The sequence below is a fragment of the Muricoprocola aceti genome, from assembly GCF_025567005.1.
Lineage (GTDB): Bacteria > Bacillota > Clostridia > Lachnospirales > Lachnospiraceae > Marvinbryantia > Marvinbryantia aceti.
Map to the genome: position 1 here is coordinate 123,100 of NZ_JAOQKE010000004.1, position 26,048 is coordinate 149,147.

Sequence of the window (26,048 nt, forward strand, 5' to 3'; positions counted from 1 at the left end):
TCAACCAAACCTTCCTGTGATATAATCTTCTGTTCTCTTATCAAATGGCTTGGAGAACAGTTTCTGGGTGTTGCCATATTCTACCATTTCTCCAAGAAGGAAAAATGCAGTATTATCAGAAATACGCACAGCCTGCTGCATATTGTGAGTCACGATTACGATCGTGTAATTCTTTTTTAATTCCAGTGCCAGATCTTCGATCTTGGATGTGGAGATCGGATCCAGTGCAGAAGTCGGCTCATCCATCAGAAGCACTTCCGGCTGTACTGCCAGTGCTCTGGCAATGCAGAGTCTCTGTTGCTGTCCACCGGACATACCCAGTGCACTTTTCTTCAGACGATCCTTAGTTTCTTCCCAGATGGCTGCATCTCGAAGAGACTTTTCTACAATATCATCCAGCTTTTCTTTAGAACGGATCCCATGAGTACGTGGTCCATAGGCAATATTATCATAGATACTCATTGGAAATGGATTGGCTTTCTGAAATACCATTCCCACACGCTTTCTTAAAAGATTCACATCCATATCGCCATAAATATCTTCTCCATCCAGACGGATATCTCCCTCAATACGACATCCCTCTACCAGGTCATTCATACGGTTCAGGGATTTTAACAGGGTAGACTTTCCACATCCGGAAGGTCCGATAAATGCAGTAATTTTATTTGGTTCAATATCCAGATTCACGTCTTTTAATGCATGGAAATCTGAATAATAAAGGTTCATATTTTTTATCTCAATCTTGTTCATTCTAACTTTCTCTCCCGTCAGCTCTTCGCCAGTTTCTTTGCCACAAATCCTGACAGACTGTTAATCGCTACTACCAATATCAGAAGTACTACAGCTGTGGCATAGGACTCATCCACATGAAGTCCTTCACTGGATAAGTTATACATATGTACCGCAAGGGTACGTCCGGATCCCATCAGGAACTGTGGAATCTGTGCCACAGTTCCTGATGTATAGATGAGGGCTGCTGTCTCTCCCACAATTCGTCCCACCGCCAGAATCACACCGGCCAGAATACCAGGAATTGCGGTTGGTAATACAACACTAAATACGGTGCGAAGCTTTCCTGCGCCCAGTCCAAAGCTTCCTTCCCTGTAAGAATCCGGTACAGATTTTAAAGCTTCTTCTGTAGTTCTCATAATCAGTGGCAGAATCATAATTGCCAGAGTAAATGCGCCGGCCAGTATGGAGTTACCCCATTTCAGATAAGTGACAAAAAACAGAAATCCAAACAGACCATATACGATGGAAGGAATTCCAGAAAGTGTCTCTGTGGTCAGGCGGATCACTTTCACAAATTTATTGCCACGCTTTGCATACTCTACCAGATAGATGGCAGAGAAAATACCAAACGGTACGGCAATCACCAGGGACACCAGCGTCATAATCAATGTATTGATAATCGCCGGCATCATGGATACATTATCTGAGGTATATTCCCATGCGAACAGGGATGGCTTCAAATGAGGTACTCCCTTAATCAGAATATAGGCAATCAGAAACAATAATACGGAAAAGGTAATTACCGCTGCCAGGATCACCAGAATCACCAGAATCAGTGAACCGGGATGTCCTTTATATTTTTTTAAATTCATTTTTATGCATCCCCTTTCCGGTTATTCAGACAGGCAATGGTAAAGTTGATAATCAGAATAAAGATAAACAGTACCACTGCAGTTGCAATCAGTGCTTCTCTGTGGAGTCCTGTCGCATAGCCCATTTCCAGTACAATGTTCGTAGTCAGTGTCCGCACGCCCTGCAAAATGCTGTTCGGCACACGAGCCTGGTTGCCGGCTACCATCATTACTGCCATGGTCTCTCCAATGGCACGTCCGATTCCCAGTACCACACCTGCCATGATACCAGACTTTGCCGCCGGAATCATTACAGTAAAAATGCTGCGTTCCTTCGTTGCTCCCAGTGCCAGTGCTCCTTCAAAATAAGCTCTTGGTACTGTACGGATGGAGCTCTCTGTTACTCCAATGATGGTTGGCAGAATCATCATGCCAAGAAGAATGGAGGATGTTAAAATACTGCTTCCATTGGTTTTTCCCTGGAATAAAGTACGGATTATCGGAACCAATACTACCAGTCCGAAGAATCCATATACAATAGAAGGAATTCCTGCAAGAAGTTCAGTTGCCATCTTCAGAGGTCTGTAGATTTTCTTCGGGCAATACTCTGCCATAAATACAGATGTTAAAATACCGACCGGTACGCCGATTACAATGGCTCCGGCTGTTACATAGATACTTCCAAGGATCATAGGGAAAATTCCGTAAATATCATTTCCCGGTTTCCATTTTGTTCCAAGTAAGAATTTGAATACACCGATTTTTCCCATAGCCGGCAGACCATTTACGAACAGAAAAACGCAAATCAGAACAACTGCCAGTATAGAAGCACAGGCGGCAATGAAAAATACCGCCTGCATCAGTCTTTCTTTATATTTTGCTTTCATATGACTGCTCCTGTTTGGGTTTCCTTATTTTGTAAGGTCTCCCCATGTTGTAGTTTCACCTACATAGATGCTCTTTACCTGATCCACACTCAGATCATCTGTTGGGTTGTCATTGTTTACAATGATTGCAATACCATCATTTGCAATTGTGGTAGATGTAAGACCTGCTTCCAGTTCTTCGTCTTTCAGTTCTCTGGATGCCATACCGATATCGCAGATACCATCGATTGCAGATGTCATACCTGTGGTAGAATCACTCTGCTGGATTTCAATCTCTGCATTTGGATTTACTTCTGCATAAGCTTCTTTTAATTTTTCCATAACCGGTGTTACAGAAGAAGAACCAGCTACTACAACTTTACCTTCTGGCTGTGTGGATTCTGCATCTTTTACATCATCAATGGAAATATAGCCGTTTTCTTCAATGACTGCCTGACCTTCCGGGCTTAAGATATAGTCGATAAAATCCTGAGCCACATCGCTGACTTCTCCGTTTGTTGCAATGTTAAATGGTCTGGATACTTTATATTCTCCGGATTTGATGTTTTCTGCAGTTGCTTCTACTCCGTCGATCTTAACTGCCTTTACACTGTCATTTAAAGATCCAAGGGAAATATATCCGATGGCATCTACATCACCTGCTACAGTAGACATCATAACTGCTGTATTATTTGTAATTTCTGCTTCTTCTGTTGTATTATCTACTTTGTTACCATCTGCATCTTTTTCCTCTACGCCAAACAGTTCAATGAAAGCTCCTCTTGTACCTGATCCATCCTCACGGGATACTACTGTAATTGGATCACTGCTCATATCTGCTGCCATAGTTGGTACTGCCATTCCTGCTGCCATTACTGCTGCTAAAGCCATCACTGCTATTTTTTTCATAACGATTATCCTCTTTCTGCAGGGTCTCTAATTTTTATTATTCTTTTTTCGTTTTTCTTTTCTCTCAATCACCCTACGCCAGTTATATTAACAGTGCTATGTAAAATCCGTTATCAGCTGAATGTAAAATATGTGTAAGTTTGTGGTAAAACCTTTATATAAAGTGCATTAAAAAAGGCTGACTTTTGTGCAAGCACAAGTCAACCCTTTCTTTTCGATGTTGTAATTATGACATATTTGCAAATCTTTCGACCGCTTTGGTGAAGTCTTCTACTGTTTTATCGGCATCGCCGTGTTCGATTCCTTCTCTTACGCAATGTTCGATATGCCCCTCCAATACAATCTGTCCACATTGATGGCCTAAATGATCCCTCGAATCTCTTCGATACTTTCGTATCCGTTGTCTTCCAGATATTTTTCCATGCCTTCTATGATGTCCATGCTGATATCTGGCTTCATGAAAGTTGCTGTTCCCACCTGTACTACAGTAGCACCTGCCAGGATAAATTCGATAGCATCCTGCCAGGAGGTGATGCCTCCCAGTCCCATTACCGGGATGTTGACTGCATGGCTGACCTGATGTACCATGCGCAAAGCAATTGGCTTGATAGCCGGACCGGAAAGACCGGCATAAGTATTGTTAAATACTGGTTTTTTCTTCTGCAGGTCAATAGCCATAGCCAGGAAGGTATTGGTCAGGGATACCCCGTCTGCGCCTTCCTCCTCACACATCTTTGCCAGTGAAACGATATCTTCGGCATTTGGTGATAACTTTACAACAAGCTTATGTCTGCAGATTTCACGAATTTTTCGAACAATCTCTCTTGCCACTTCGGTTTTGGTACCGAAATTCATACCACCACTCTTTACATTCGGGCAGGAGATATTCAGCTCCAGAATATCCAGCTCCACCTGATTCAGCTTTTCCATTCCTTTCAGATAATCTTCGATAGAGTGGCCGCCCAGATTCACAATATTCACCAGATCCTTGCTGTTCACCCAGTCCAGATCTTTTTCAATGAACGCATCTACCCCAGGATTCTCCAGCCCAACACTGTTCATAATACCGCTTGGAGTCTCCCAGATACGGATTCCGTCATTTCCACCATGGGGATGTTCCAACAGTCCCTTGGAACATAAGCCGCCCAGGCGTTCGATATCAAAGTATTCATTCAATTCTCTTCCGAATCCACAGGTTCCGGAAGCAAGTACCACCGGATTCTTAAATTCCACTCCGGCAAAAGTTGTCTTCAGTCTGTTACTCATTTCCAAATACCTCGCTTCCCAGGAATACTGGTCCGTCCTTGCAGACCTTCTTGTTACCGCCGGATGTCTTACAGGTACATACCAGGCAGGCTCCAATACCACATGCCATACGGTTCTCCATAGATACATACAGAGGAGCGGCTGCTCCCACTTTCTGGCATTTGTCATATAATACTTTCATCATGATGCCAGGGCCACAGGTACAGATGGCATCGTATTCGCATGGATTAATGTCATCCGTTACAAAGCCTCCCACATTCACAATTACCTGGTCTGCCACTTTCTTATACTCATCAATCAGAATCGGTTCACCGGAAAATCCCAGATACACATCCACCTGCGTTTCCGGATCTGCTGATTTGTAGGTCTTTGCAGCCAGAAACAACGGTGCAATTCCCACGCCACCGCCTACCAGAGCAATCTTTTTCTTGCCGGTCAGCTCAGGGAAACCGTTCCCATGAGGTCCATCAAGGGTAATCTCTTCTCCTGCTTCCAGTTCAGAAAGCATCTTTGTTCCTTTTCCGATTACCTTATATAAGAAGCTTACAGTCTGTCCGTCTGCATCAAACACACTGATCGGTCTGGACAGTACCGGATAGGTATCCCATGCCCGAAGCATATAGAACTGTCCCATACGTGCTTTATTTTCCTGTTCTACTGTCATCAGGTAAAAATCCTGATCTACTTTTTCATTACTGCGTATCTTTCCCATTTTATGTTTTCTCCCATCTGTTATCTTTCAAAAATCACCTTACCACCACAGATGGTATACTGCACCTGACCGGTCAGTTCCATGCCGATGAATGGTGAATTGGATGCCTTAGAATAAAACTGCTCTTCAACTACCCATTTTTTCTCCGGATCAAAGAGCACCAGATCTGCCGGTCCCCCCTCTGTCAGCCGTCCTGCATTCAAATGATACAACATAGCAGGATTGATGGTCATCTTTTCCAGCAGATCCATCAGCTCCAGCTCGCCAGTCTTCACCAGATTCGTAATTCCCAGTGCGAGAGAGGTCTCCAGTCCAATCATACCGCTCGGTGCATCTTTGAGATCTTTTGCTTTCTCCTCCCTGCTGTGAGGCGCATGGTCTGTGGCGATGATATTCAATGTGCCATCCTTCAGACCTTCTATAATGGCCTGCCGGTCTGTTTCCGTCCGAAGAGGTGGATTGACTCTGGCCAATGCTCCTTTTTCCAGCACCAGATCCTCTGTTGCAGAAAAATGTTGTGGTGTCACCTCTCCGTAGATCCGACCGCCCTTTTTCCAACACTGGCGCACTGCCTCCACAGACTCTGCACTGCTGATATGCTGAATCACCGTCCTGGCTCTGGTCTGAAGTGCCAGTTCACAGTCCCTGCGTACCATCTCATATTCTGATTTGGCAGGTGCACCGCCATAATGAAGCTTCTCAGAGACTTTTCCCTGGTTCACTCCAGGGGATACTATCAACTCTGGATCTTCCTCATGAAGGCTGATCGGCACATCCAGTGCTGCCGCCATCTCCATGGCTGCCTTAACCGTCCCGGCATCCTTAATTGGAATTCCGTCATCGGTAAATCCAATGGCTCCTGCCTGAAGCAGTGCCTGAAAATCTGTCAGATTCTTTCCATCAAAAGACTTTGTCACTGCTGCCGTAGTATAGACATGAATATTGGTCTTTTTCCCTTTTTCCACCACATAAGATACGGTATCCACGTTATCTCCTACCGGTTTTGTGTTGGCCATACAGACTACCGAAGTAAAACCTCCTGCTGCCGCAGCGTGAGCACCGGTATAAATATCTTCCTTATAAGTAAGTCCCGGATCCCGAAAGTGTACATGGGTATCCACCAGCCCCGGTGCAGCTATCAGTCCGCTTCCATCCAGGATCTGATCTTCTTTTCCTGCTTTCACGCTGCCGATCGTCTTAATCTTTCCATTCTCTATGCTGATATCCCCGGTCATATCGGTTGCCGATGCCGGATCCAGAATTCTTACATTTTTTATAATTAACATCTGTATACTCCTTCGTGTTTTACTGACATCAGTGTCAGCAGCCATCTGGTGAATATCTAATTCAGATGGAACTCTCCGTTATTCTTGGACTTAATACTCATATTCAGGGTACAGTCTGCCATATGCTCATAATTCACATCCAGCACATAGCGCACCTCAATATCCATATTCTCCTCTCCATTTGTCACATCAATATTGGTGGCAGAAATGCCAACCAGCAGATTGCCAAACGGGGTCTCATAACAGGTCATATTCTTTTTATCTTTTTCAAATACCATATGCACATTGGTCAGTCCCTTTTTGGTGACCTCCATGCCATTCTCGTCCAGTTTAATCAGGTTCTGAATCGTGCCTTCCATACCTTCTACCACTTCTTCATAGGTGATGTAGTGCTTATTGCCTTTCTTCAGATACTTTCCACTGGTCACAATCTCTACCTCATCCTGATCTTCCGGCATCATCTGCATGCCTTTGATCGTTACCAGAACTTCTTCTGTCATATGTTTTCCTTTCGTATCTGTTCAGCCACTTCACAGTGGGTTCTGAACAGTTGCATTCTCTTTAATACTCTTCTATGTTAATCTTCTTCGCACGATCAATATCGATCGGCAGAATCGCATTGGCAAAATCCCGGAAGCTCTCTGCTGCATCACTGACGTAAAATTCATATGGATTCTCCCCCTGCGGCTTCGTATCACTGGCAATTCCATGTTCCTGCAGCAGTTCTTTCAGTTGCAGTGCAGTCTCATACGCCGGATTCACCAGTGTTACCTGATCCCCCATAATATCTCCGATCAGGGATCGAAGAAGCGGATAGTGGGTGCATCCAAGAATCAGTGTATCAATATCCTTATCTTTTAATTCTTCCAGATAACGGGCCGCCACCTCTCTGGTTACCGTATCCTTACGCCATCCTTCTTCTACCAGTGGCACAAATAACGGACAGGCCTTGCCGATCACCTCAGCCTCCGGACGGATCTGATGAATAAAATCTGTATACAGACCGCTGGAAATCGTTGCCTTTGTGGCAATGACTCCGATTCGATTATTCCTCGTAGTCTTGCAGGCTACCTTTGCACCAGGCTTCACCACACCGATAATCGGTATATCTACCTCTTTCTGTATCGTCTCCAGTGCCAGTGCACTGGCTGTATTACAGGCAATCACCAGTGCCTTTACATCTCTGGTCTGCAGAAAATGCAAGATCTGTCTGGAAAATCTGATAATGGTTTCTCTTGATTTATTTCCATATGGAAGTCTGGCCGTATCTCCAAAGTAGATGATTCTTTCATCTGGGATATTACGCATGATCTCCCGTACAACCGTCAGACCTCCAATACCAGAATCAAACACTCCGATTGCCTTATCTTTTTCCATTTCTAACATGGTTACTTTCCCCTTATCTATTTTAAATCCATATTCATTTTGAGTATACTGCACGTCCACTTAAAATTCAACCGCAGGACTGCAGTTCAGAATATGACAGGTTCCTTCTCAACAAATGCAAAGGAAACTCCCTTTTCCTCTTCCCATCCGGCTCTTCCGCTGGTCGCCTCCGTCACCGCCTCATGGAGCTCTGTGACTGTAGATTCTTCCACCAGAAGCTCCAGCTTTACCACGTCCGTATACTGGGAATCTACAATCGGAATTCCCCGCTGTCCCAGCAGATACTGCAGCTTTCCAACCCCGTTGTAATCCGTCTGAATCGTGATCCGGCTCCCCTTTGTCTTCTCAATAATCGTACTGGCTTTCAGCCCCAGCTGCACACTTCTGGAATAAGCCCGTACCAGTCCTCCGGTTCCCAGCAAAATTCCTCCGAAATACCTGGTCACTACAACAGCTGCATTATGCACATCTTCTCCCAGCAGTACATCCAGCATCGGTCGTCCGGCTGTCCCCTGCGGCTCCCCGTCATCACTGCACCTTTGGATCTCCTGTTGCTCCCCGATCACGAAAGCAAAACAGTTATGTCTGGCATTCCAGTATTTCTTTTTTATGGCAGCAATGAATTCCAATGCTTCTTCTTCTGAATCCACAGGCTTTACAGTCGCAATAAAGCGGGATTTTTTCTCAATCAGTTCCTCTTCCCCACCATCAAATACAATCTTTGTTCCCATATATACTCCTACATTTGTATCTTGTTCCCATCTGTTTTGTGAACAATCATTTTATTTTAACATATTTTTTCCGGTTCGAACAGACCTGCTCTTTTTTTTATCCGCATATTTTGTTATACTATAGGATATATTACTATTCACAGACACGAAAGCAGGTTATTTACCATATGAGATACGGAAGACAGGATATTCAAAAGAAAAAGCGGAATATGACAGCTGAAAAGATTGAACAGAAAGCCGGTATGACTCTCGCCCGCCTGATGATTCTTGCAGCCGTTACGCTTCTGGTTGGGCTGATCTGTGGTGGCTATGGCATTATGCAGGGCCTGATCAAAAGTGCACCAGATATTACAGATCTAAGCACCGCGCCGGTGGAAGCAGCCACTTATATTTATGATACAGACGGCCATCAGCTGCAGAAGCTGACTGCCCCTACTTCCAACCGTACTCCGGTCTCTATCAGCCAGGTGCCGGAGAATTTGCAGCATGCCGTAGTTGCCATTGAGGATGAACGTTTCTATGAGCATAATGGAATCGATGTCCGGGGCATTCTCCGGGCCTTTGTCGTAGGAGTCACAGGGGGAAGTTTTTCTGAGGGTGCCAGCACCATTACCCAGCAGCTTCTGAAAAACAGCGTCTTTACCAACTGGGTCAGTGAATCTTCTCTGATCGAGAGTTTTAAACGGAAGTTTCAGGAACAGTATCTGGCACTGGAACTGGAAAAAAATATGGAAAAAACAGCTTCCAAGTCAGAAGTAAAACAAAAGATCCTGGAAGATTATCTGAATACCATTAACCTGGGCGCCGGCACTTACGGGGTGCAGGCTGCGGCCAAACGCTATTTTAATAAAGATGTATCCGAGCTGACACTGTCGGAAAGTACGGTGATTGCCGGTATCACTCAGAATCCTACCGGATACAATCCCATCACCAATCCGGAGGCAAATGCCAGACGGCGGGAAAAAGTTCTAAATGCCATGCTGGAACAGGGCTACATTACAGAAGCTGATTATCAGGCAGCAATGGACGATGATGTCTACTCCCGGATCCAGGAAGCTTCTTCTGAAACGGAAGATAACGGCGTCTACTCTTATTATACCGATGCCATGATCGAGCAGATTCTGGAAGACCTGATAAAGGAAAAAGGATATTCCAGTACCCAGGCTTACCGTGCACTTTATTCCGGCGGTCTTCGTATCTATAGTGTGCAGGACGCCGCAATTCAGCAAATCTGTGATGAAGAATTTGCCAACAGTGCCAACTATCCGACAGAAACCCTGATCGGTCTGGATTATGCGCTGAGTATTCAGAAGACTTCAGGTGAAACGATTCATTATGGCAGCAACGATGTACAAAACTACTTTGAACAGCAGGACGATTCTTTCAATATGATGTTTTACGATGAAGATACTGCCCGTTCTTATGCCGAACAGTTCAAATCTGCTATGACAGCCGAAGGAGACACTGTTCTTGGTGAGCGAATCTCACTGGTTCCACAGCCGCAGGCTTCTGTGGTCATCATTGATCAGTCTACCGGCTATGTAAAGGCTATTGTAGGCGGACGTGGTTCCAAGGAAGCCAGTCTGACTCTGAATCGTGCTACCGCCACCAGACGACAGCCAGGGTCTACGTTCAAGCCAATTGCCGTCTATGCCCCGGCTATTGAACATAATGGGAAAACACTTGCTTCTGTGTATGACAATGCTCCGTATCAGTATGAATCTGGTGCGGAGCTGAAGAACTGGGACAGTGATTATGGATACAGCGGTCTTGAGACCATTCATACTGCACTGATGAAGTCGATTAATGTGGTAGCCGTCAAAGTACTGACGGAAATTACCCCACAGGTAGGTCTGGATTATCTGGAACAGCTTGGCATCACCACCCTATATGATAACGATACCGACGCGGATGGCAATGTGCTCACCGATGCCTATCAGCCACTGGCTCTTGGCGGCATCACCGATGGGGTGGTGAACCTGGAACTGACTGCCGCTTACGCTGCACTTGCCAATGGTGGCAGCTATATCAAACCAAAGTTCTATTCCCGTATTGAAGACAGCAATGGAAATGTGATTTTGGACAACACCTGCACTGCCACTCAGGTATTCCAGCCAACGACCGCTTACCTGCTGACCAAAGCCATGCAAGATGTGGTACAAAATCCTCTTGGTACTGCATATCAGACTATCAGCCTTGGAGATATGCCGGTTGCCGGGAAAACCGGAACCACAGACTCCTCCAAGGATATCTGGTTTGAAGGTTATACTCCATATTATACCTGTGGTGTCTGGGGCGGCTATGATAACAACGAAGCGCTTCCAGACACGGATAAGAGCTACAGCAGATATGCCAAAGTTTTATGGAATGCCATTATGACTCGCATTCATGCAGAACTTTCGGTGGCAGATTTCACTCAGCCGGAAGGCATTACCACCGCACAGATCTGTAAGAAATCCGGTAAGCTGGCTGTCAGTGGTCTGTGTGACGCAGATCCGCGGGGCTCCCAGATTATGACCGAATATTTCACTACAAATACCGTTCCAACGGATACCTGTGATGTTCATGTTTCTACAAAGATCTGCAATCAGACAGGGCTCCTGGCTTCTGCTACCTGCCCATCGACTACCACAAAGGTCTTTGTCAAACGTCCAGATGGCAGTACCGGAACCACCGATGATTCCAATTACACTGCACCGACTGAAGTATGCCCAGGTCATGGATCCGGCGTTAAGATTGAAGGAAGCAGTGAAGCTCAGAGTGAAACACAGAACAATAGCTCCCAGGATGGTATCATCGATATCGGAAACGCAGGGAATCAAACCGGAGGCACAACAGATTCCTCCGGAAGTTCCTCTAACCCGGTAGAAAATGGTGCAGCCAGTGGCGGCAATTCCTTTGAGGACATTCCATCGGATGATTATTATGACGACGGAATTATACGAATCTACTAGCCATTGGGGACGGTGTTTTCTGGCTTTCTTTAAGACTTGATCGACATCTAAAATAAGCAAAAAAACGGCAGGGATGAAAATGTAGTATGTTAACTCCACATCTTTCTTCCCTGCCGGGTTTTTTGACGCTTATTCATTTCACAAAGAGCCAGAAAACTCCGTCCCCAGTGGTCTACAGCAGCATCTTTGCTGCGCCATAGATTCCTGCGTCATTTCCAAGCTTGGCCAGTGCAAAACTTGCCTGCTTACAGGTCATGAATGCATACTGTGCATAGTATTTCTTAATGTAATCCAATATTATCTGTCCGGCTTTGGATACCCCGCCGCCAATCACAAAGACTTCCGGATCAGCCACACAGGCAACTGAGGCCAGTGCTGTTCCGAGATATTTGCCAAATTCTTCTGCGACTTCTTTTGCCAGTTCATCTCCTGCTTTTACTGCATCGAATACCGTCTTGGCATTTACTTCGCCACCTCGCAGCATGGATGGTCTATCGTCTTTTTTCAGTCTGCGATTTGCCAGATAGGTAATTCCAGTAGCGCTGGTTACCTGTTCCAGACATCCATGATTGCCACAGTTACAATTGCATTCCACATCATCCGTCACATGAATATGACCGATCTCTCCGCCTGCTCCATGAGCACCGGTTACGATTTTTCCATTATTGATGATACCACCGCCGACACCGGTTCCCAGTGTTACCATAACAATACTCTGGCATCCGGCACCGCCGCCCTTCCACATTTCTCCAAGTGCTGCTACATTGGCATCGTTACCGGCTTTTACCCTTAATCCGGTCATTTTTTCCATGTCACCGGCCAGATTCACATACCCCCAGTGCAGATTCACGGCACCTGGTACTTCGCCCTGTTCATTTACCGGTCCTGGTACACCGATTCCGATTCCTGCGATCTCTTCTTTCGCCAGTCCCTTTTCCTGAATCTTCTTCAAAACAGTATCTGCCACATCCGGCAAAATCGCTGCTCCATTATTCTCGGTTCTGGTTGGAATCTCCCATTTTTCCAGCAATTCTCCCTTCACAGTAAATAACCCACATTTTACAGTCGTTCCCCCGATGTCAATTCCAAATACATATTTTTCCATTATGTAAAAGCCTCCCGTTTTTAGTTTTCTCTTCTCTTTACCAGATTCTGCTGTACTCTATTGTACAATTCCTGTGCTGCATTATATCCCATCTTTTTCTGTCTGTGGTTGACCGCTGCGGTCTCAACAATAATTGCAAGATTTCGTCCCGGGCGAATCGGAATGGAGTGGCATACAACTCGATTTCCCAGGAATTCAGTATATTCCTCTTCCAGCCCCAGTCGATCATATTCTTTATCCCGATCCCACTCTTCCAACTTGATCACCATGTCGATCGTCTGGTTATCTTTTACACTCTCCACACCATACAATGTCTTGACATCGATGATACCAATTCCACGCAGTTCAATAAAATGCCGGGTAATATCCGGTGCTGTTCCCACCAGAGATACATCGCTGATCTTACGGATCTCTACCACATCATCCGATACCAGACGGTGTCCACGCTTGATCAGTTCCAGGGCGGCCTCACTTTTACCGATACCACTCTCCCCCATGATCAGCACGCCTTCGCCAAATACATCCACCAGTACTCCGTGAATAGATATACACGGTGCCAGTTCTTCATTCATCCAGCGAATGATCTCTGCCATGAAATTAGAAGTGGCTTTTTCTGTCCAGAATACCGGTACTCCATAGATATTGCACAGATTCAACAATTCCGTATCCGGCTCTGTCTTGGATGTAAATATAATACACGGTATCTTGAACGATACAAACTTCTCATAAATGGGAAGTTTTTGCTCCATTGGAATTCCCAGCAGATAGGTATACTCCACATATCCTACGATCTGTACACGCTCATAAGCGAAATGATCAAAATATCCTGTCAGCTGAAGTGCCGGACGATTAATATCCGGAACATGTACTTTTATCTGAGAAATGTCGATCTCCGGAGTCACATTCTTCAGATTCATCTGTTGTACCATTTTTGTCAGCGGAATACAGCTTGCCATTTGATTTCTCCTTACTTCATTACATACTTTCCATTTTTCAGATCTCATTTTTGTGCGATCTGACTATAGTTTCAGTATAACACATCCCTATTTTAACATCAATGAAAGAAATCATATACTTTCTCTGCTGCTGCCCTGTTCATGGATTCTGTCTGTTCCAGTTCCTCCAGCGAGGCATCACGTATTGCTTCCAGGGACTTGAATTTTCGCATCAGTGCTTTTCGTCTGGTTTCTCCGATTCCTTCGATATCATCCAGCACAGAATGTACCTGCTGTTTTCCTCTCAAAGAGCGATGATATTCAATGGCAAACCGATGCGCCTCATCCTGGATTCTGGTAATCAGATGAAAGCCCTCCGATCTGGTGTCAATCGGAATTTCTTCATTCTGATAATACAGGCCACGGGTTCTGTGATGATCATCTTTGACCATGCCACATACAGGAATCGCCAGTCCCAGTTCGTCCAGCACCCGAAGTGCCACATTTACCTGGCCCTTTCCACCATCCATCATGATCAGGTCCGGGAAACGGCTGAACTTGCCATAGGCTTCTTTTCCTTCCTGCTGCTCTGCCATACCATGGGTAAATCTCCGGCGTAATACTTCTTCCATGCTGGCATAATCATCTGGTCCCTTGACCGTTTTTATCTTAAACTTTCTATAGTCACTCTGTTTCGGTTTGCCTTTCTCATAGACAATCATGGATCCTACCGATTCAAAACCGCTGATATTGGAAATATCAAATGCTTCTACCCGCATCAGATGCTCCAGTCCCAGCCAGTTTCCGATCTCTTTTAAGGCTCCAATCGTACGACTTTCTTCCCGCTTGATTTTTTCACTGTCCTGAATGAGTACCATACGGGCATTTTTTTCTGCCAGTTCCACCAGTTTTTCCTTTGTACCTCTCTGTGGAACACGAATATAAACTTTTCCGTTTCGTTTTGTGCTAAGCCACTGCTCAAGCACTTCCCGATCTTCGATTTCTTCCTGCAGCATGATCTCTTTCGGAATAAACGGTGTACCGGAGTAAAACTGCTTCAGAAAGCTATTGATGATTGTACTCCGGTTGTCGTGAGGCGCCACCTGCAGATAAAAATGTTCCCGCCCGATGAGTCGTCCATTCCGGACAAAAAATACCTGTACCACAGCTTCTTTTCGATCTGTAGATACCGCAATGACATCCTTATCTTCTCCATCACTGGCTGTAATCTTCTGCTTCTGAGCCACCTGTTTCACACTGTTTAACAAATCCCGCAGTTCAATAGCCCGTTCAAAATCCAATGCTTCTGAAGCTTCCATCATCTGTTTCTCCAGCATCTGCAAAATAGGCTTATAATTGCCATTGAGAAACTCCAGTGCCTGATCTACCTGTTCGCGGTATGCTTCCCTGCTGATATATCCCTGGCACGGCGCATCGCACTGCTTGATATGATAATTCAGACATGGCCGTTCCAGCCCGATATCCCGCGGCAGATTCCGATTGCATACCCGCAGACGAAAGAGCTTATTCATCAGTTCAATGGTGTCTTTCACTGCCCCTGCACTGGTATAAGGTCCAAAATATCTGGACTTATCTTTTTTCATAGTTCTGGAAAAAAGAATGCGCGGAAACTCTTCGCCTACTGTCACTTTAATATAAGGATAAGTTTTATCATCCTTCAACATGGTGTTATATTTCGGTCTGTGTTCTTTGATCAGATTGCATTCCAGTACCAGAGCCTCCAGCTCAGAGTCCGTGACAATATATTCAAACCTGCGTATTCTGGTCACCATCTGTTCAATCTTTGGTCCTTTATTTCGGCTGCTTTGAAAATACTGCCGGACACGGTTTTTCAGACTGATCGCTTTTCCCACATAGATAATGGCATCTTTTTCATCATGCATAATATAAACTCCCGGCTTAGCCGGGAGTTTTTTTAATTCTTCCTGAATATCAAACATCTCTGTCTCCACATTCATTCCTTATTTATTCGTACATACACCCTTTTTATCGAAAGTATATTTCTTACCCTTAATGGTCTTCTTGCAATTCAGATACGGGGTACCGTTCTTATTCAGATAATACCATTTGTTATTATATTTCAGCCAATAATTCGTTAAGAGACGACCGTTGGTCTTACTGAAATAATAACGCTTTTTCTGAATGGTCACCCATTTCTTTTTCATTACTCCTTTACTGGTAAAGTAGTACTTATACTTTCCGATCTTCTGAAGGCCAGTCTTTGCTGCCCCGGTCTTTTTATCAAAGTAGTATTTCTGGCTGTTGATCTTCTTCCATCCCAGGGAAAGCTTTCCTTTGGCTGATGCATAGTAATAATGGTTCGCATATTTTACCAGACCTTTCATGGTCTTACCGTTTTGATCATAGAGATATAGTCTGTTTCCCTGTTTTACCACACCTTGCTTTTCTGCCGTATTACCAGTATCTGCATTGTTGTTATTATTATTCGTGTTGTCAGAACTTCCTTTTTTGCTTAAGCCGTAGTATTTGGCAATTCCAGCTGCATCCGCCACACCCAGCTTCTTAATCTGTGCATCGGAATTGATATACTTCTTGCAGTCATTCTTATTGTTTACAAAGCAATGCTCCACAATAAAACTTGGAATCTTGGTATTAATCGTACTCTTGGACATTCCCCAGCTGGCTGCCTGTGCTGCTGAATAGTTACTCTTCTGTCCAAATACAATGATTCCCAGTTCATCATCGATCCAGTAACCGTTATTCTTCAATCCCACCTGGCTGTTCAGTTCTTTCAGAATGGTGCTGGCCAGCGCTCTTGCTTCTTTTGCTGTCTCACTCTTGCTGTCCGGATACTTGCTCCTGGATGGTACACAGCAGTATGCACCGGTACTGGAAGACTGGGCATCCGCTCCTGTTGAATTGATATGTAAGCTGACCAATGCATCTGCGTTTCTCTTTTTTGCAATATTCAGTCTGGTCTCTCGATCCTGACTGGGCTGTGTTACACTGGTTCTGGTCATGTAGACCGTTACTCCCTCATAAGTCTCCAGTTCTGCCTTACAGTAATTAGCAATCTTCTGATTAATCACTTCTTCTTTATAGGTCTTCCCATTCCAGCTGCGGGTAGCTCCTGCTTCACTTCCTCCATGCCCCGGATCCAATACAATCACTACATTGGCCTGTGCCTTTGCCTGTGGCATCACACACCATGTGCACACCAGAAACAGCAGAGCCAGTCCAATCTTTTTTTTCCACTCTCTCATTTTCTTTTTCCTTTCCTATCACCATAAAACGAAAAGAGGCTGCCCATACAGCCTCTTCTATACCTTTTTATCTTCTCTTTAAGAAATCCGGAATCTGGATATCTCTTTCCTGTACTTTGCTCTCCGGTGCTTTTAATCTTCCGGCACTGCTCTGCATAGACGGCATGGATGTATTCAGATTTGGCATCTTCATAGACTGCATAGATGCAGTCTGCTGACTGAATTCTGGTACAATTCTCTTATTCGCCGTTGTCTTTGTAGTCTTCTTCGGCTCTTCCAGAGTCATATCTGTCAATCCTGTGGCAATAACAGTAATCGTAGCTTCATCGGCATATGTATCATCATACATAGCACCGAAGATAATGTTGGCATTCTCACCGGCCATCTCCTGTACATAGCTGGCTGCATCATTCGCATCCATCAGGGAGATATCACCTGAAATATTAATAATTACATGGGAAGCACCTTCAATAGTAGTCTCCAGCAGTGGGCTGGCAACTGCCTGTTTTACAGCCTCAAGTGCCTTGTCATCACCCTTGGCCTGTCCGATACCGATATGGGCAATTCCTTTATCTGTCATAACTGTCTGTACATCTGCGAAATCCAGATTGATCAGTGCCGGCAGATTGATCAGATCTGTGATGCCCTGTACTGCCTGCTGAAGCACTTCATCTGCCTTCTTCAGGGCTTCCGGCATAGTCGTACGTCTGTCCACAATCTCCAGAAGCTTGTCATTCGGAATGACAATCAGTGTATCGACATTATCTTTTAACTTTTCGATACCTGCAATGGCGTTATTCATACGGGTCTTTGCTTCAAAGCGGAAAGGCTTTGTTACCACACCTACCGTAAGAATCCCCATCTCTTTTGCAATCCCTGCTACGACTGGTGCTGCACCTGTACCGGTTCCACCACCCATACCACAGGTAACAAACACCATATCTGCACCCTGGATTGCTTCTTTGATCTCTTCTGCGCTCTCCTCAGCTGCCTGCTGGCCAACCTGAGGCTTTGCTCCTGCGCCCAGACCTTTGGTTACCTTCTCACCAATCTGAATCGTGTGAGGTGCTCTGCAAAGATCCAATGCCTGTTTATCTGTATTTATTCCGATGAATTCTACACCGGCAATTGTCTCGTCTACCATTCTGTTCACAGCATTATTACCTGCACCGCCTACGCCGATGACGATAATCTTGGCAGCTGCTTCAGCTTCATTTGACATAATTTCTAACAAGGTACTTCCTCCTTCTGTCCTGCTGTCCGACGACAGTATTTTCCACTATTTCTTCTATCATATAGTTTTTTTTTTCATTAATCAAGTATTTTTTTTATTAATTCAGAATATAAGCTCCTGTATACGGGTCAATATATCCATATCCATCTGAAATAATCTCCCCATCATCTCCCAGATACATCTGCTCCATATTATTGGTGACATTTCCACTGGCATCTGTATAGGTATCGTTTCCACTGGCATCCGTAGAAAATGTTCCACTGTTTTCGCTGTATCCGCTTTTTTCGCTTTCTTCCGTACTTTCTTCTCCATCTGCATCGGTGGAAGCTTCATCCGTATTTTCCTCGCTGGTGCCCTCTGGCTGATTGACATTCATCAACAGTTCCTCTTCGCCCTTCTCACCCTTCTTAAAGGTGATAGTTGTAGTTCCTGCCGTATAGTTCTCCATATGAAGCGTTCCGGATAATTCTTCCATCTGTGGCATCAGAGCCTGCAAGTTAGAAAGTTTTTCTTCCATATAAGAATTATCTCCAAGCATGACTCTGTTATTCGCAAAATATAGAATCAGCTGCTGTTTGTCATCATAATGAATCTCTTTTGGCACAATTCCATTCTGGCAGAGAATCTCCTGAATCATCTGCGCCTCTGAGATAATATCATCCAGAAAATCTTCATCGTCTACCGGAATCTTTTCTGATATCTTCGGTTCACTGATGGCAATACCGGAATAAGCCGGGATGCCTTCCCTGCTCTCCTGGGAAATCTCCACTACTACTCCATCTTTATCAAAATATAACATGGAACCTGAATACATCAGATATCCCACAATGCTCTTTTCATATACTTTAATCTGCACATGAAAGGGATTGATCATGGTAACATCCACTGCACTTAAAAAAGTCAGATTCTCTGCCGCATCTGGCTGGCTGTACTTCCAGGTCAGATACAGCGAATTCTCACTTAACGAATCCGACATCACCATTTTCTGGATCTCATCCGCAGAATAATATTCATTTCCAATCACATCCACCTGCCGGATATGAAACAGGCCGAATACTACAAACAGTCCAATCACAATGATGCTTACCAGAATCATGGACATGATATATATTGGTTTGTTTGCTTTTTTCTTCTGTAGCTGCATCGTCTTTTACTCCTTCTTTCAGTCAGGCACTTTATCCGCCAAATCTGCGGATCTCTCCTCCCAGTTCTCTCAGATCCTTATCAATATGTTCGTATCCTCTTCTGATATAATCATCCGGTTCAATCTCACTGACCCCCTCAGCTGCCAGTGCCGCCAGTACAAGTGCTGCGCCGCCCCGCAGTTCACGGGACTTCAGGTTTGCTGCATTCAGTCTGCGAATGCCCCGTATATATGCTTCATTCTGACAGATCTCAATCTCTGCCCCCAGTTTTTTCAATTCCTTTGCGATTACAAAACGATCTTCAAACAGATTCTCCCTGATATAGCATTCCATATCAGGAATTGCCGTCACTGCTGCCATCAGCTGTGATTGAAGATCTGTCGGAAATCCAGGATAAGGTGCTGTTTCAACCTGAAGCATCTGCGGTCTGCTCTGCCTGCAGTCTATCGAAAGCGCCCAGCCTGTTTCTTCTTCTTTTGCTGATAATCGGACACCTGTCTGCCGCATCAGATCCAGAAGTGCCTTCATGTGATCCAGAGGAACTCTGTGCAGGCAGATCTGTCCTCTGGTGGCTGCTGCCGCCAGCAGATAAGTTCCGGCTACAATCCGGTCAGGCATCAGGGTATATTCACTGTCTCTTAAACACTGTACCCCGGTTATACGGATGTTCTCTTCTGCCAGATGAATCTGCGCACCTTTTTCCTGCAGAAAACGGCACAACTCTCCAATCTCTGGTTCTCTGGCACCTGACTTTAATTCTGTTATTCCATCTGCCAATGTTGCAGCCAGAATGCCATTCTCGGTAGCTCCTACGCTTGGGAAGCACATGGAAATCTGTGTTCCCCTTAGTTTCTTTCTCCTCAGTATCATCCGATTATCCTGGCATATCACTTCTGCTCCCAATGATCTCATCATATCCAGATGATAATTCACGGGTCGTTTTCCAATGACACAGCCACCCGGAAACGGAAGAATCACTTCTCCCATTCTTCCAAGAAGACTTCCCATCAGTAACACGGATCCACGCATTCGTGCTGTCAGTTCTGCATCCGGTTCTGTCTTGCGAATGACACTGGCATCAATATACATCGTATGATTTCTGAATTCAGTCTGACATCCCAGATCTTCCAGCAGCAGCCTCATACATGATACATCCGCAATATCCGGGCAGTTGTGAAGTACTGTCGTCCCTTTATGAAGTAGTGCTGCCGCCATCAACGGCAATGCTGCATTTTTTGCTCCCTGTATGGCAGTCTCTCCGACAAGCGGCTTTCCTCCGGATACCTGAATTCTGCCCATTCTATGCCTCCTGTATACGGAGTGCTATAGATTATTATATGCATTTTTAATCATTCTGCCACCGGCTTACGGACAGGGCAAGCCCCATTTCTGCCAGCAGAAACAGCGAGGATGTTCCGCCATAACTGATAAAGGGCAGTGTAATTCCTGTATTCGGTATGGTGTTCGTCACTACCGCCACATTCAAAATGACCTGTATGGCAATGTGTGCCATAATCCCTGCTGCCAGGAATGCCCCCAGTCTGTCTCTCGCATGTGTGGCAATCACCATAAAGCGCCACAAAAGAATGCCAAATAAGACCAGCAGCAACATCGCACCTATCCATCCTGTCTCCTCACAGATAATGGAAAAAATCATATCATTCTGTGCTTCTGGTACAAACCCCAGCTTCTGAACTCCATTTCCGAATCCGACTCCAAACAGCCCTCCGGAGCCGATGGCATATAGTCCCTGTATCGTCTGAAATCCTTTTTCATGAGCCTCTGGATTCTTCCAGATAACCAGGCGCTCCAACCTGTACTGTTCCATCATCAGAAATATGGTAACCACTCCCGTACCAGCCAGACCAATCCAAAGGAACTGTGCATACCCTGGTCTGGATACAAAAGCCAGGATCACCGCAATTCCCAGGATAATGATCGCAGTACTTAAATTATTTGTTCCTACCAGCGCCACTATTGGAAGTACCAGCATGATACACCAGATCAGAGAACCCAGTCCGTTTCCCACTTTTTCTTTTTTACTGATAAGATGAGACAGGAACAAAATCACTGCCGGTTTTGCAAATTCCGAAGGCTGAAAGGACAATGGTCCTATAGACAGCCAGCGTCTTGAACCATTGTAGGCATCTCCTACCAGCAGCACTGCACCGGATAAAATCCAGGAACCTATATAGGCAGCCGGGGCAAATCGTGCGATCCGATGGTAGTCGATCCTGGAGATCATTGTCATCACAGCCATTCCAAGCACCGCTGCAAACAACTGTTTTTTCAGATAATAACCCTCATCTGCAAATCGCACCTGTCCGTTATAGGCACTGGCACTGTACAATATCAGCAGTCCCGTGATTTCCAGCACCAGGACGGCTGTCAGAAGCATGCGATCCTGCTTTCCAGCTTTTACGGCTACCACTTCCCTGTTTTAATCTTTATTTTTCAACTGATACACCAGTTCCTTGAATCTCTTTCCCCTCACCTCGTAGTTTGGGAACATGCCCCAGCTTGCACATGCCGGGGAAAGCAGTACCGCATCTCCCGGATTGGCATGTTCTGCGCAAAAGCCAACGGCTTCTTCCAGTGATTCTGTCATAATCACATGTTCGAACCCACACCTTCCTGCAGCCTCTGCGATCTTTTCCTTTGTCTGTCCCAGAAGAACCAGGTATCTTACCTTTCCGTCAAAGGCATTAATCCATTCCTCATACGAAGAATTCTTATCATATCCGCCGCCTATCAGCAACGTTGGCCGATCCATGGCCTGAATGCCCTTAATTGCTGCATCTGGGTTCGTTCCCTTGGAGTCATTATAATAAACAACACCATTTACTTCGGTCACATATTCAATACGGTGCTCTACCGCCTTGAACCGTACCAGTACGTAACGGATATCTTCCAGACTGATGCCGTAGGCCAGAGCCATAGCTACTGCTGCGCAGACATTCTCATAATTATGTCTTCCCGGCAGATTCAGTTCCTTCACACTGCAGATGGTCATGATACCGGTACCATCGTTGTATTCGATCATCTCTCCATTCAGGTAAATGCCCTTTTCTAATGTACGCAGACTGCTGAAAAATATAACCTGACACTTCAGTGTTTTTCCAAATTCCCGCAAAACTTCATCTTCATAGTTCAATACACAGGTATCTTCTTCTGTCTGATTCTTTGTAATCAGTTCTTTTACCCGGATATATTCTTCCATAGTATGATGACGGTTCAGATGATCCGGTGTAATATTCAGAATGGCACTCACCTTTGGCCGGAACTGTTCAATCGTCTCCAGCTGGAAACTGCTGATCTCAGCCACTGTAACGGAACTCTCTTTTGTCTCTTCTACGATCTGTGTATATGGGATTCCGATATTTCCCACAATAAATGCAGATTCTTTTGCATGCTGCATAATTGCCCCCAGAAGGCTGGTGGTCGTGGTCTTTCCATTCGTTCCTGTGATCGCCAGCACATCGCCCCTGCTACATTCATAGGCCAGTTCAATCTCACCCCAGATCTTTAATCCAGCCTCTCTCAGACGATTTACCAGTGGCAGATCTGTCGGTACACCAGGGCTTAACACGACCAGATCCAGGCTCCGGATCTGCTCATCTGTCAGATCCCCTAAAAGGATCTCTGCCTTGCTTCCTTCCGGCAGCTTTGCCCGGATGGCCTTTTCTTCTAATTCGGCATTTCCATCAAATAATACCGGATGTGCACCTTTGTCTTCCAGCAGACCTGCTGCTGCGATTCCACTGATACCGGTGCCGAATACCAGTACATTTTTATTCTGCAAATTCATATTTATCCTCCAAATAGCTGCTGATGCAGCTTCTTTCCATCTTAACTAATTTTGCCTTTTATAATCCGTACAGACAGATCAGGCAAAGAAGTGCTGTTACAACAGTAAACAGTGCTACGATCTGCGTTTCTGACCATCCGCATAATTCAAAATGATGATGAATCGGTGCCATTTTAAAGAAACGTTTTCCTCCGGTCTTCTTAAAATATGTCACCTGGATGATCACAGAAAGCACTTCAATCAGATAGATCAACCCAAATACCGGAATCAAAATCGGGATCTGCAGTACATAAGCTGTACCTGCCACGAAACCTCCCAGTGCAAGGGAACCGGTATCTCCCATAAATACTTTGGCCGGATGGGAATTGAACATCAGAAAGCCCAGAAGTGCTCCGGTGACTGCTGCCGTAATCGGTTCAATTTCTGCATGGGTACCGATGGCTACAACTGTAAAAAATACTGCAACCATTGTCGTAACACCTGTAGCCAGTCCATCCAGTCCATCGGTGAAATTCACACCATTTACCGTGCCAAGTACCACAAAATATACCAGTGGTACCGTAATCCACTTACAGTCAAAATACATACCATGGGTAAATGGCAGCAGCATCACCAGACAGTCTGGATCTACAACCAGTATGTATACAACAAATACGGTAGTCACTACCACCTGCAGAAGGAACTTCTGCTTTGGCAAAAGTCCATCGGATCTGCGCAGAACTACCTTCAGGTAATCGTCCAGGAATCCAATGATTCCAAATCCCAGTGTCAGGAACAGAATCGGAATGATTCTTGGATATCTTCCTACAAATAATAAAGAGGTGATCAGTACACTGATCAGTATGATCAGACCTCCCATAGTTGGTGTCCCTGCCTTTTTCAGGTGTGACTGTACCCCTTCTTCCCTCTCTGTATTTCCGATCTTCAGTTTTCTTAAAAATGGAATCACGAACGGACTCAACAATACGCTTATTGCAAAAGCAATAAGTAACGCCAGAATCACTTCTATGCTTATCATTTTTTCTTCCTCCAAAAGACTATATATACATGAATTATACGTCTTTTTATAGTATCTGGCAACCGAAAGTTGTCTCACTCCACTGCTGTTGTTTCTGCCGTATCCTCCACCACTTCTTTTTCCATGCCCAGATAAGGCAGAATATTTGAAAAAATATCCCGTATCACCGGTGCCGCTATGGTACCTCCATAGTAAACTCCCTGGGGATTATGAATGATACAAAGCCCCAGCACCTGAGGATCATCCGCCGGTGCAAAGCCAATAAATGAGGAAATGTACTGATTGGCACTGCGGGGCAGCGTCTCAGAAGTTGCTGTTTTTCCACCGATTCTGTAACCTTCTATATAAGCATTTTTTCCACTTCCTCCATCCACTACCTGTTCCAGCACATACCGCAGTTTTTGAGATGTTTCCCCGGACAGGATCTGTTTTCCTTCCGGATACTCCAGCTGCCCAAGCAACGCACCTTCTCCGTCCCGGATACTGACTCCCAGATGGGGTGTAATCCGTTTTCCCCCATTGATCAGGGAAGATACCGTGGCAGCCAATTGCACCGGTGTAATCTGAAAGGACTGTCCGAAAGCCACGGTAGCCAGTTCCACCTGCCCCATCTTTTCTGGATTGTGCATGATCGTACCGGCTTCCCCTGGCAGATCAATTCCTGTCTTTTTCAGCAATCCAAATTGTTTAAAATAATGGTAGTAACGTTCCACTCCCAGACGCAGTCCCACTTCGATAAAGACTGGATTACAGGAGTTCTGTGCTGCCTGAACAAAATTCTCCGATCCATGGCCCCCAACTTTGTGACAGCGGATTCTCCGGTCATCTACTATTTTATAGCCCGGACAGAAAAAGGTATCCTGAAGGGATACTACCCCCTCCTCCAGCCCCGCTGAGGCTGTGATGATCTTAAACGTGGATCCCGGTTCATAAGTGTCATTGATACAGTCATTTCGCCACATCTGATTTCTGGCATCCTGTATTTCTGATTCACTCATTCCTTCCGTAGCAACTGGAAGGGTGAAAGGATCATTCAGATCATATTCCGGTACATTCACCATGGCCAGGATTTCTCCATTTTCTGGTTTCATAATCAGAATCGACACGCCATCCGCCTGTTTCTTTTCCATCACCTGCAAAGCAGCCTGTGTGGCATACATCTGAATATTCACATCCAGACTGGTCTGCAACGTGTGACCACTTTCCGGTTCCTGCCTGCGCTCTCCTGCATCTGGAAGTTCTACGCCTCTTGCATCGGTCATGGTCAGGATTTTCCCCGGTTTTCCCTGCAACACCTCATCATATGTCACTTCCAGTCCCACAATCCCCTGATTATCTCCTCCGGTAAACCCGATGACCGTCGAAGCCAGATCTCCATAAGGATAAAACCTTTTATAATCTTCATCCACTTTGACTCCCGCAAGCTCCATCTGACGGATCCGGTCACCGGTTTCTTTTGGCACATTGGTGCGAATCCGCTCTATGGAACTTCGTTTTTCTACTCTGGCTCTTATTTTTTTCTCATCCATCCCCAGTTCTTCTGCCAGCACATGAATCACATTTTCCGGGTCTGTGATCTGACTGTGTATGACCGATATGGTACATACTGTCTGATTGGCTGCCAGCACCGTTCCATTCCGATCCCAGATTTCTCCTCTCTCAGCCTTGATGCTTCGTTCTCGTTCATGCAGATCCTGGGCCTTTTTTCCGTAATACCCGGACTTGCCCAGCATCAGCCAGCCCAGCCGAATCGTCAATATCATCAAAAGCAGTGCCGAACCGACAAATACCAGCAAGATTTTTCTTTTATGAAAGGTATGCATAAAAAATCCCCACAGTGTCCTTTCTTTTAATCTATGAAAGTC

General features: G+C 45.2%; 22 protein-coding genes and 1 pseudogene. 1 reads left to right on the forward strand and 22 read right to left on the reverse strand.

Features of this window, described 5'->3' with window-relative positions:
* The 11 genes and pseudogenes from pstB to OCV47_RS05765 all read right to left on the reverse strand — a co-directional run bounded on the left by pstB (position 1) and on the right by OCV47_RS05765 (position 8,739).
* Complete coding sequence (gene pstB, locus OCV47_RS05715; protein ID WP_256296937.1) at positions 1 to 750, reverse strand: phosphate ABC transporter ATP-binding protein PstB; 750 nt, start codon at positions 748 to 750, stop codon at positions 1 to 3.
* Positions 751 to 767: 17 nt separating this feature from the next.
* Positions 768 to 1,604 carry a phosphate ABC transporter permease PstA gene (pstA, locus tag OCV47_RS05720; RefSeq protein WP_262654278.1) on the reverse strand — a complete coding sequence of 279 codons (837 nt, stop codon included), beginning with the start codon at positions 1,602 to 1,604 and terminating at the stop codon, positions 768 to 770.
* 2 nt (positions 1,605 to 1,606) lie between these two features.
* Positions 1,607 to 2,470 carry a phosphate ABC transporter permease subunit PstC gene (gene pstC / locus OCV47_RS05725; RefSeq protein ID WP_262654280.1) on the reverse strand — a complete coding sequence of 288 codons (864 nt, stop codon included), beginning with the start codon at positions 2,468 to 2,470 and terminating at the stop codon, positions 1,607 to 1,609.
* 24 nt (positions 2,471 to 2,494) lie between these two features.
* Positions 2,495 to 3,322 (reverse strand): substrate-binding domain-containing protein, encoded by an 828-nt coding sequence (locus OCV47_RS05730; protein ID WP_262654366.1) that lies wholly within the window; start codon positions 3,320 to 3,322, stop codon positions 2,495 to 2,497.
* Between the two features lie 262 nt (positions 3,323 to 3,584).
* A pseudogene (locus OCV47_RS15995) lies at positions 3,585 to 3,716 on the reverse strand (metal-sensitive transcriptional regulator); the annotation flags it as partial.
* Positions 3,717 to 3,718: 2 nt separating this feature from the next.
* Positions 3,719 to 4,624 carry a dihydroorotate dehydrogenase gene (locus tag OCV47_RS05740; RefSeq protein ID WP_256296953.1) on the reverse strand — a complete coding sequence of 302 codons (906 nt, stop codon included), beginning with the start codon at positions 4,622 to 4,624 and terminating at the stop codon, positions 3,719 to 3,721.
* Positions 4,617 to 5,336, reverse strand: a complete 720-nt coding sequence (locus OCV47_RS05745) for a dihydroorotate dehydrogenase electron transfer subunit (protein ID WP_262654282.1) — start codon at positions 5,334 to 5,336, stop codon at positions 4,617 to 4,619. The genes OCV47_RS05740 and OCV47_RS05745 overlap by 8 nt, the downstream gene beginning before the upstream one ends.
* 20 nt (positions 5,337 to 5,356) lie before the next feature.
* The gene (locus OCV47_RS05750) at positions 5,357 to 6,622 is read right to left on the reverse strand and encodes a dihydroorotase (RefSeq protein WP_262654283.1); all 1,266 of its coding nucleotides are present in this window, start codon (positions 6,620 to 6,622) and stop codon (positions 5,357 to 5,359) included.
* Between the two features lie 56 nt (positions 6,623 to 6,678).
* Entirely contained in the window at positions 6,679 to 7,122 is a 444-nt protein-coding gene (locus tag OCV47_RS05755) for a YwiB family protein (RefSeq protein WP_117447726.1), read from the reverse strand.
* A 61-nt stretch (positions 7,123 to 7,183) separates the two neighbouring features.
* Complete coding sequence (murI, locus tag OCV47_RS05760) at positions 7,184 to 8,008, reverse strand: glutamate racemase (protein WP_262654284.1); 825 nt, start codon at positions 8,006 to 8,008, stop codon at positions 7,184 to 7,186.
* A gap of 86 nt (positions 8,009 to 8,094) precedes the next feature.
* Positions 8,095 to 8,739, reverse strand: coding sequence for a YigZ family protein (locus OCV47_RS05765; RefSeq protein ID WP_262654286.1), 645 nt, complete (start codon positions 8,737 to 8,739; stop codon positions 8,095 to 8,097).
* A gap of 167 nt (positions 8,740 to 8,906) precedes the next feature.
* Here OCV47_RS05765 and OCV47_RS05770 point away from each other — a divergent pair, with 167 nt between their 5' ends.
* Entirely contained in the window at positions 8,907 to 11,693 is a 2,787-nt protein-coding gene (locus tag OCV47_RS05770; protein WP_262654287.1) for a transglycosylase domain-containing protein, read from the forward strand.
* Between the two features lie 172 nt (positions 11,694 to 11,865).
* On the opposite strand, the gene OCV47_RS05775 is transcribed toward OCV47_RS05770, so the two are convergent.
* The 11 genes from OCV47_RS05775 to OCV47_RS05825 form a co-directional block, all read right to left on the reverse strand.
* Entirely contained in the window at positions 11,866 to 12,798 is a 933-nt protein-coding gene (locus OCV47_RS05775; RefSeq protein ID WP_317244140.1) for an ROK family glucokinase, read from the reverse strand.
* Positions 12,799 to 12,818: 20 nt separating this feature from the next.
* Positions 12,819 to 13,754 carry an HPr(Ser) kinase/phosphatase gene (gene hprK / locus OCV47_RS05780; RefSeq protein WP_256296973.1) on the reverse strand — a complete coding sequence of 312 codons (936 nt, stop codon included), beginning with the start codon at positions 13,752 to 13,754 and terminating at the stop codon, positions 12,819 to 12,821.
* A 98-nt stretch (positions 13,755 to 13,852) separates the two neighbouring features.
* Positions 13,853 to 15,694 carry an excinuclease ABC subunit UvrC gene (gene uvrC, locus OCV47_RS05785; protein ID WP_117447721.1) on the reverse strand — a complete coding sequence of 614 codons (1,842 nt, stop codon included), beginning with the start codon at positions 15,692 to 15,694 and terminating at the stop codon, positions 13,853 to 13,855.
* Positions 15,695 to 15,715: 21 nt separating this feature from the next.
* Positions 15,716 to 16,978 (reverse strand): N-acetylmuramoyl-L-alanine amidase, encoded by a 1,263-nt coding sequence (locus OCV47_RS05790; protein WP_262654290.1) that lies wholly within the window; start codon positions 16,976 to 16,978, stop codon positions 15,716 to 15,718.
* A 67-nt stretch (positions 16,979 to 17,045) separates the two neighbouring features.
* The gene (ftsZ, locus tag OCV47_RS05795) at positions 17,046 to 18,200 is read right to left on the reverse strand and encodes a cell division protein FtsZ (protein WP_256297300.1); all 1,155 of its coding nucleotides are present in this window, start codon (positions 18,198 to 18,200) and stop codon (positions 17,046 to 17,048) included.
* A 109-nt stretch (positions 18,201 to 18,309) separates the two neighbouring features.
* Positions 18,310 to 19,356, reverse strand: coding sequence for a cell division protein FtsQ/DivIB (locus OCV47_RS05800; protein WP_262654292.1), 1,047 nt, complete (start codon positions 19,354 to 19,356; stop codon positions 18,310 to 18,312).
* A gap of 31 nt (positions 19,357 to 19,387) precedes the next feature.
* Positions 19,388 to 20,656, reverse strand: coding sequence for a UDP-N-acetylglucosamine 1-carboxyvinyltransferase (gene murA, locus OCV47_RS05805; protein ID WP_117447718.1), 1,269 nt, complete (start codon positions 20,654 to 20,656; stop codon positions 19,388 to 19,390).
* 46 nt (positions 20,657 to 20,702) lie between these two features.
* On the reverse strand, positions 20,703 to 21,755 hold the full coding sequence (locus OCV47_RS05810; RefSeq protein WP_256296981.1) for an FtsW/RodA/SpoVE family cell cycle protein: 1,053 nt from the start codon (positions 21,753 to 21,755) through the stop codon (positions 20,703 to 20,705).
* A 42-nt stretch (positions 21,756 to 21,797) separates the two neighbouring features.
* Complete coding sequence (gene murD, locus OCV47_RS05815) at positions 21,798 to 23,165, reverse strand: UDP-N-acetylmuramoyl-L-alanine--D-glutamate ligase (protein ID WP_256296983.1); 1,368 nt, start codon at positions 23,163 to 23,165, stop codon at positions 21,798 to 21,800.
* 58 nt (positions 23,166 to 23,223) lie between these two features.
* Complete coding sequence (mraY, locus tag OCV47_RS05820; protein WP_256297302.1) at positions 23,224 to 24,180, reverse strand: phospho-N-acetylmuramoyl-pentapeptide-transferase; 957 nt, start codon at positions 24,178 to 24,180, stop codon at positions 23,224 to 23,226.
* A gap of 77 nt (positions 24,181 to 24,257) precedes the next feature.
* Positions 24,258 to 26,006 (reverse strand): peptidoglycan D,D-transpeptidase FtsI family protein, encoded by a 1,749-nt coding sequence (locus OCV47_RS05825; RefSeq protein WP_262654296.1) that lies wholly within the window; start codon positions 26,004 to 26,006, stop codon positions 24,258 to 24,260.
* Between the last annotated feature and the right edge of the window lie 42 nt (positions 26,007 to 26,048).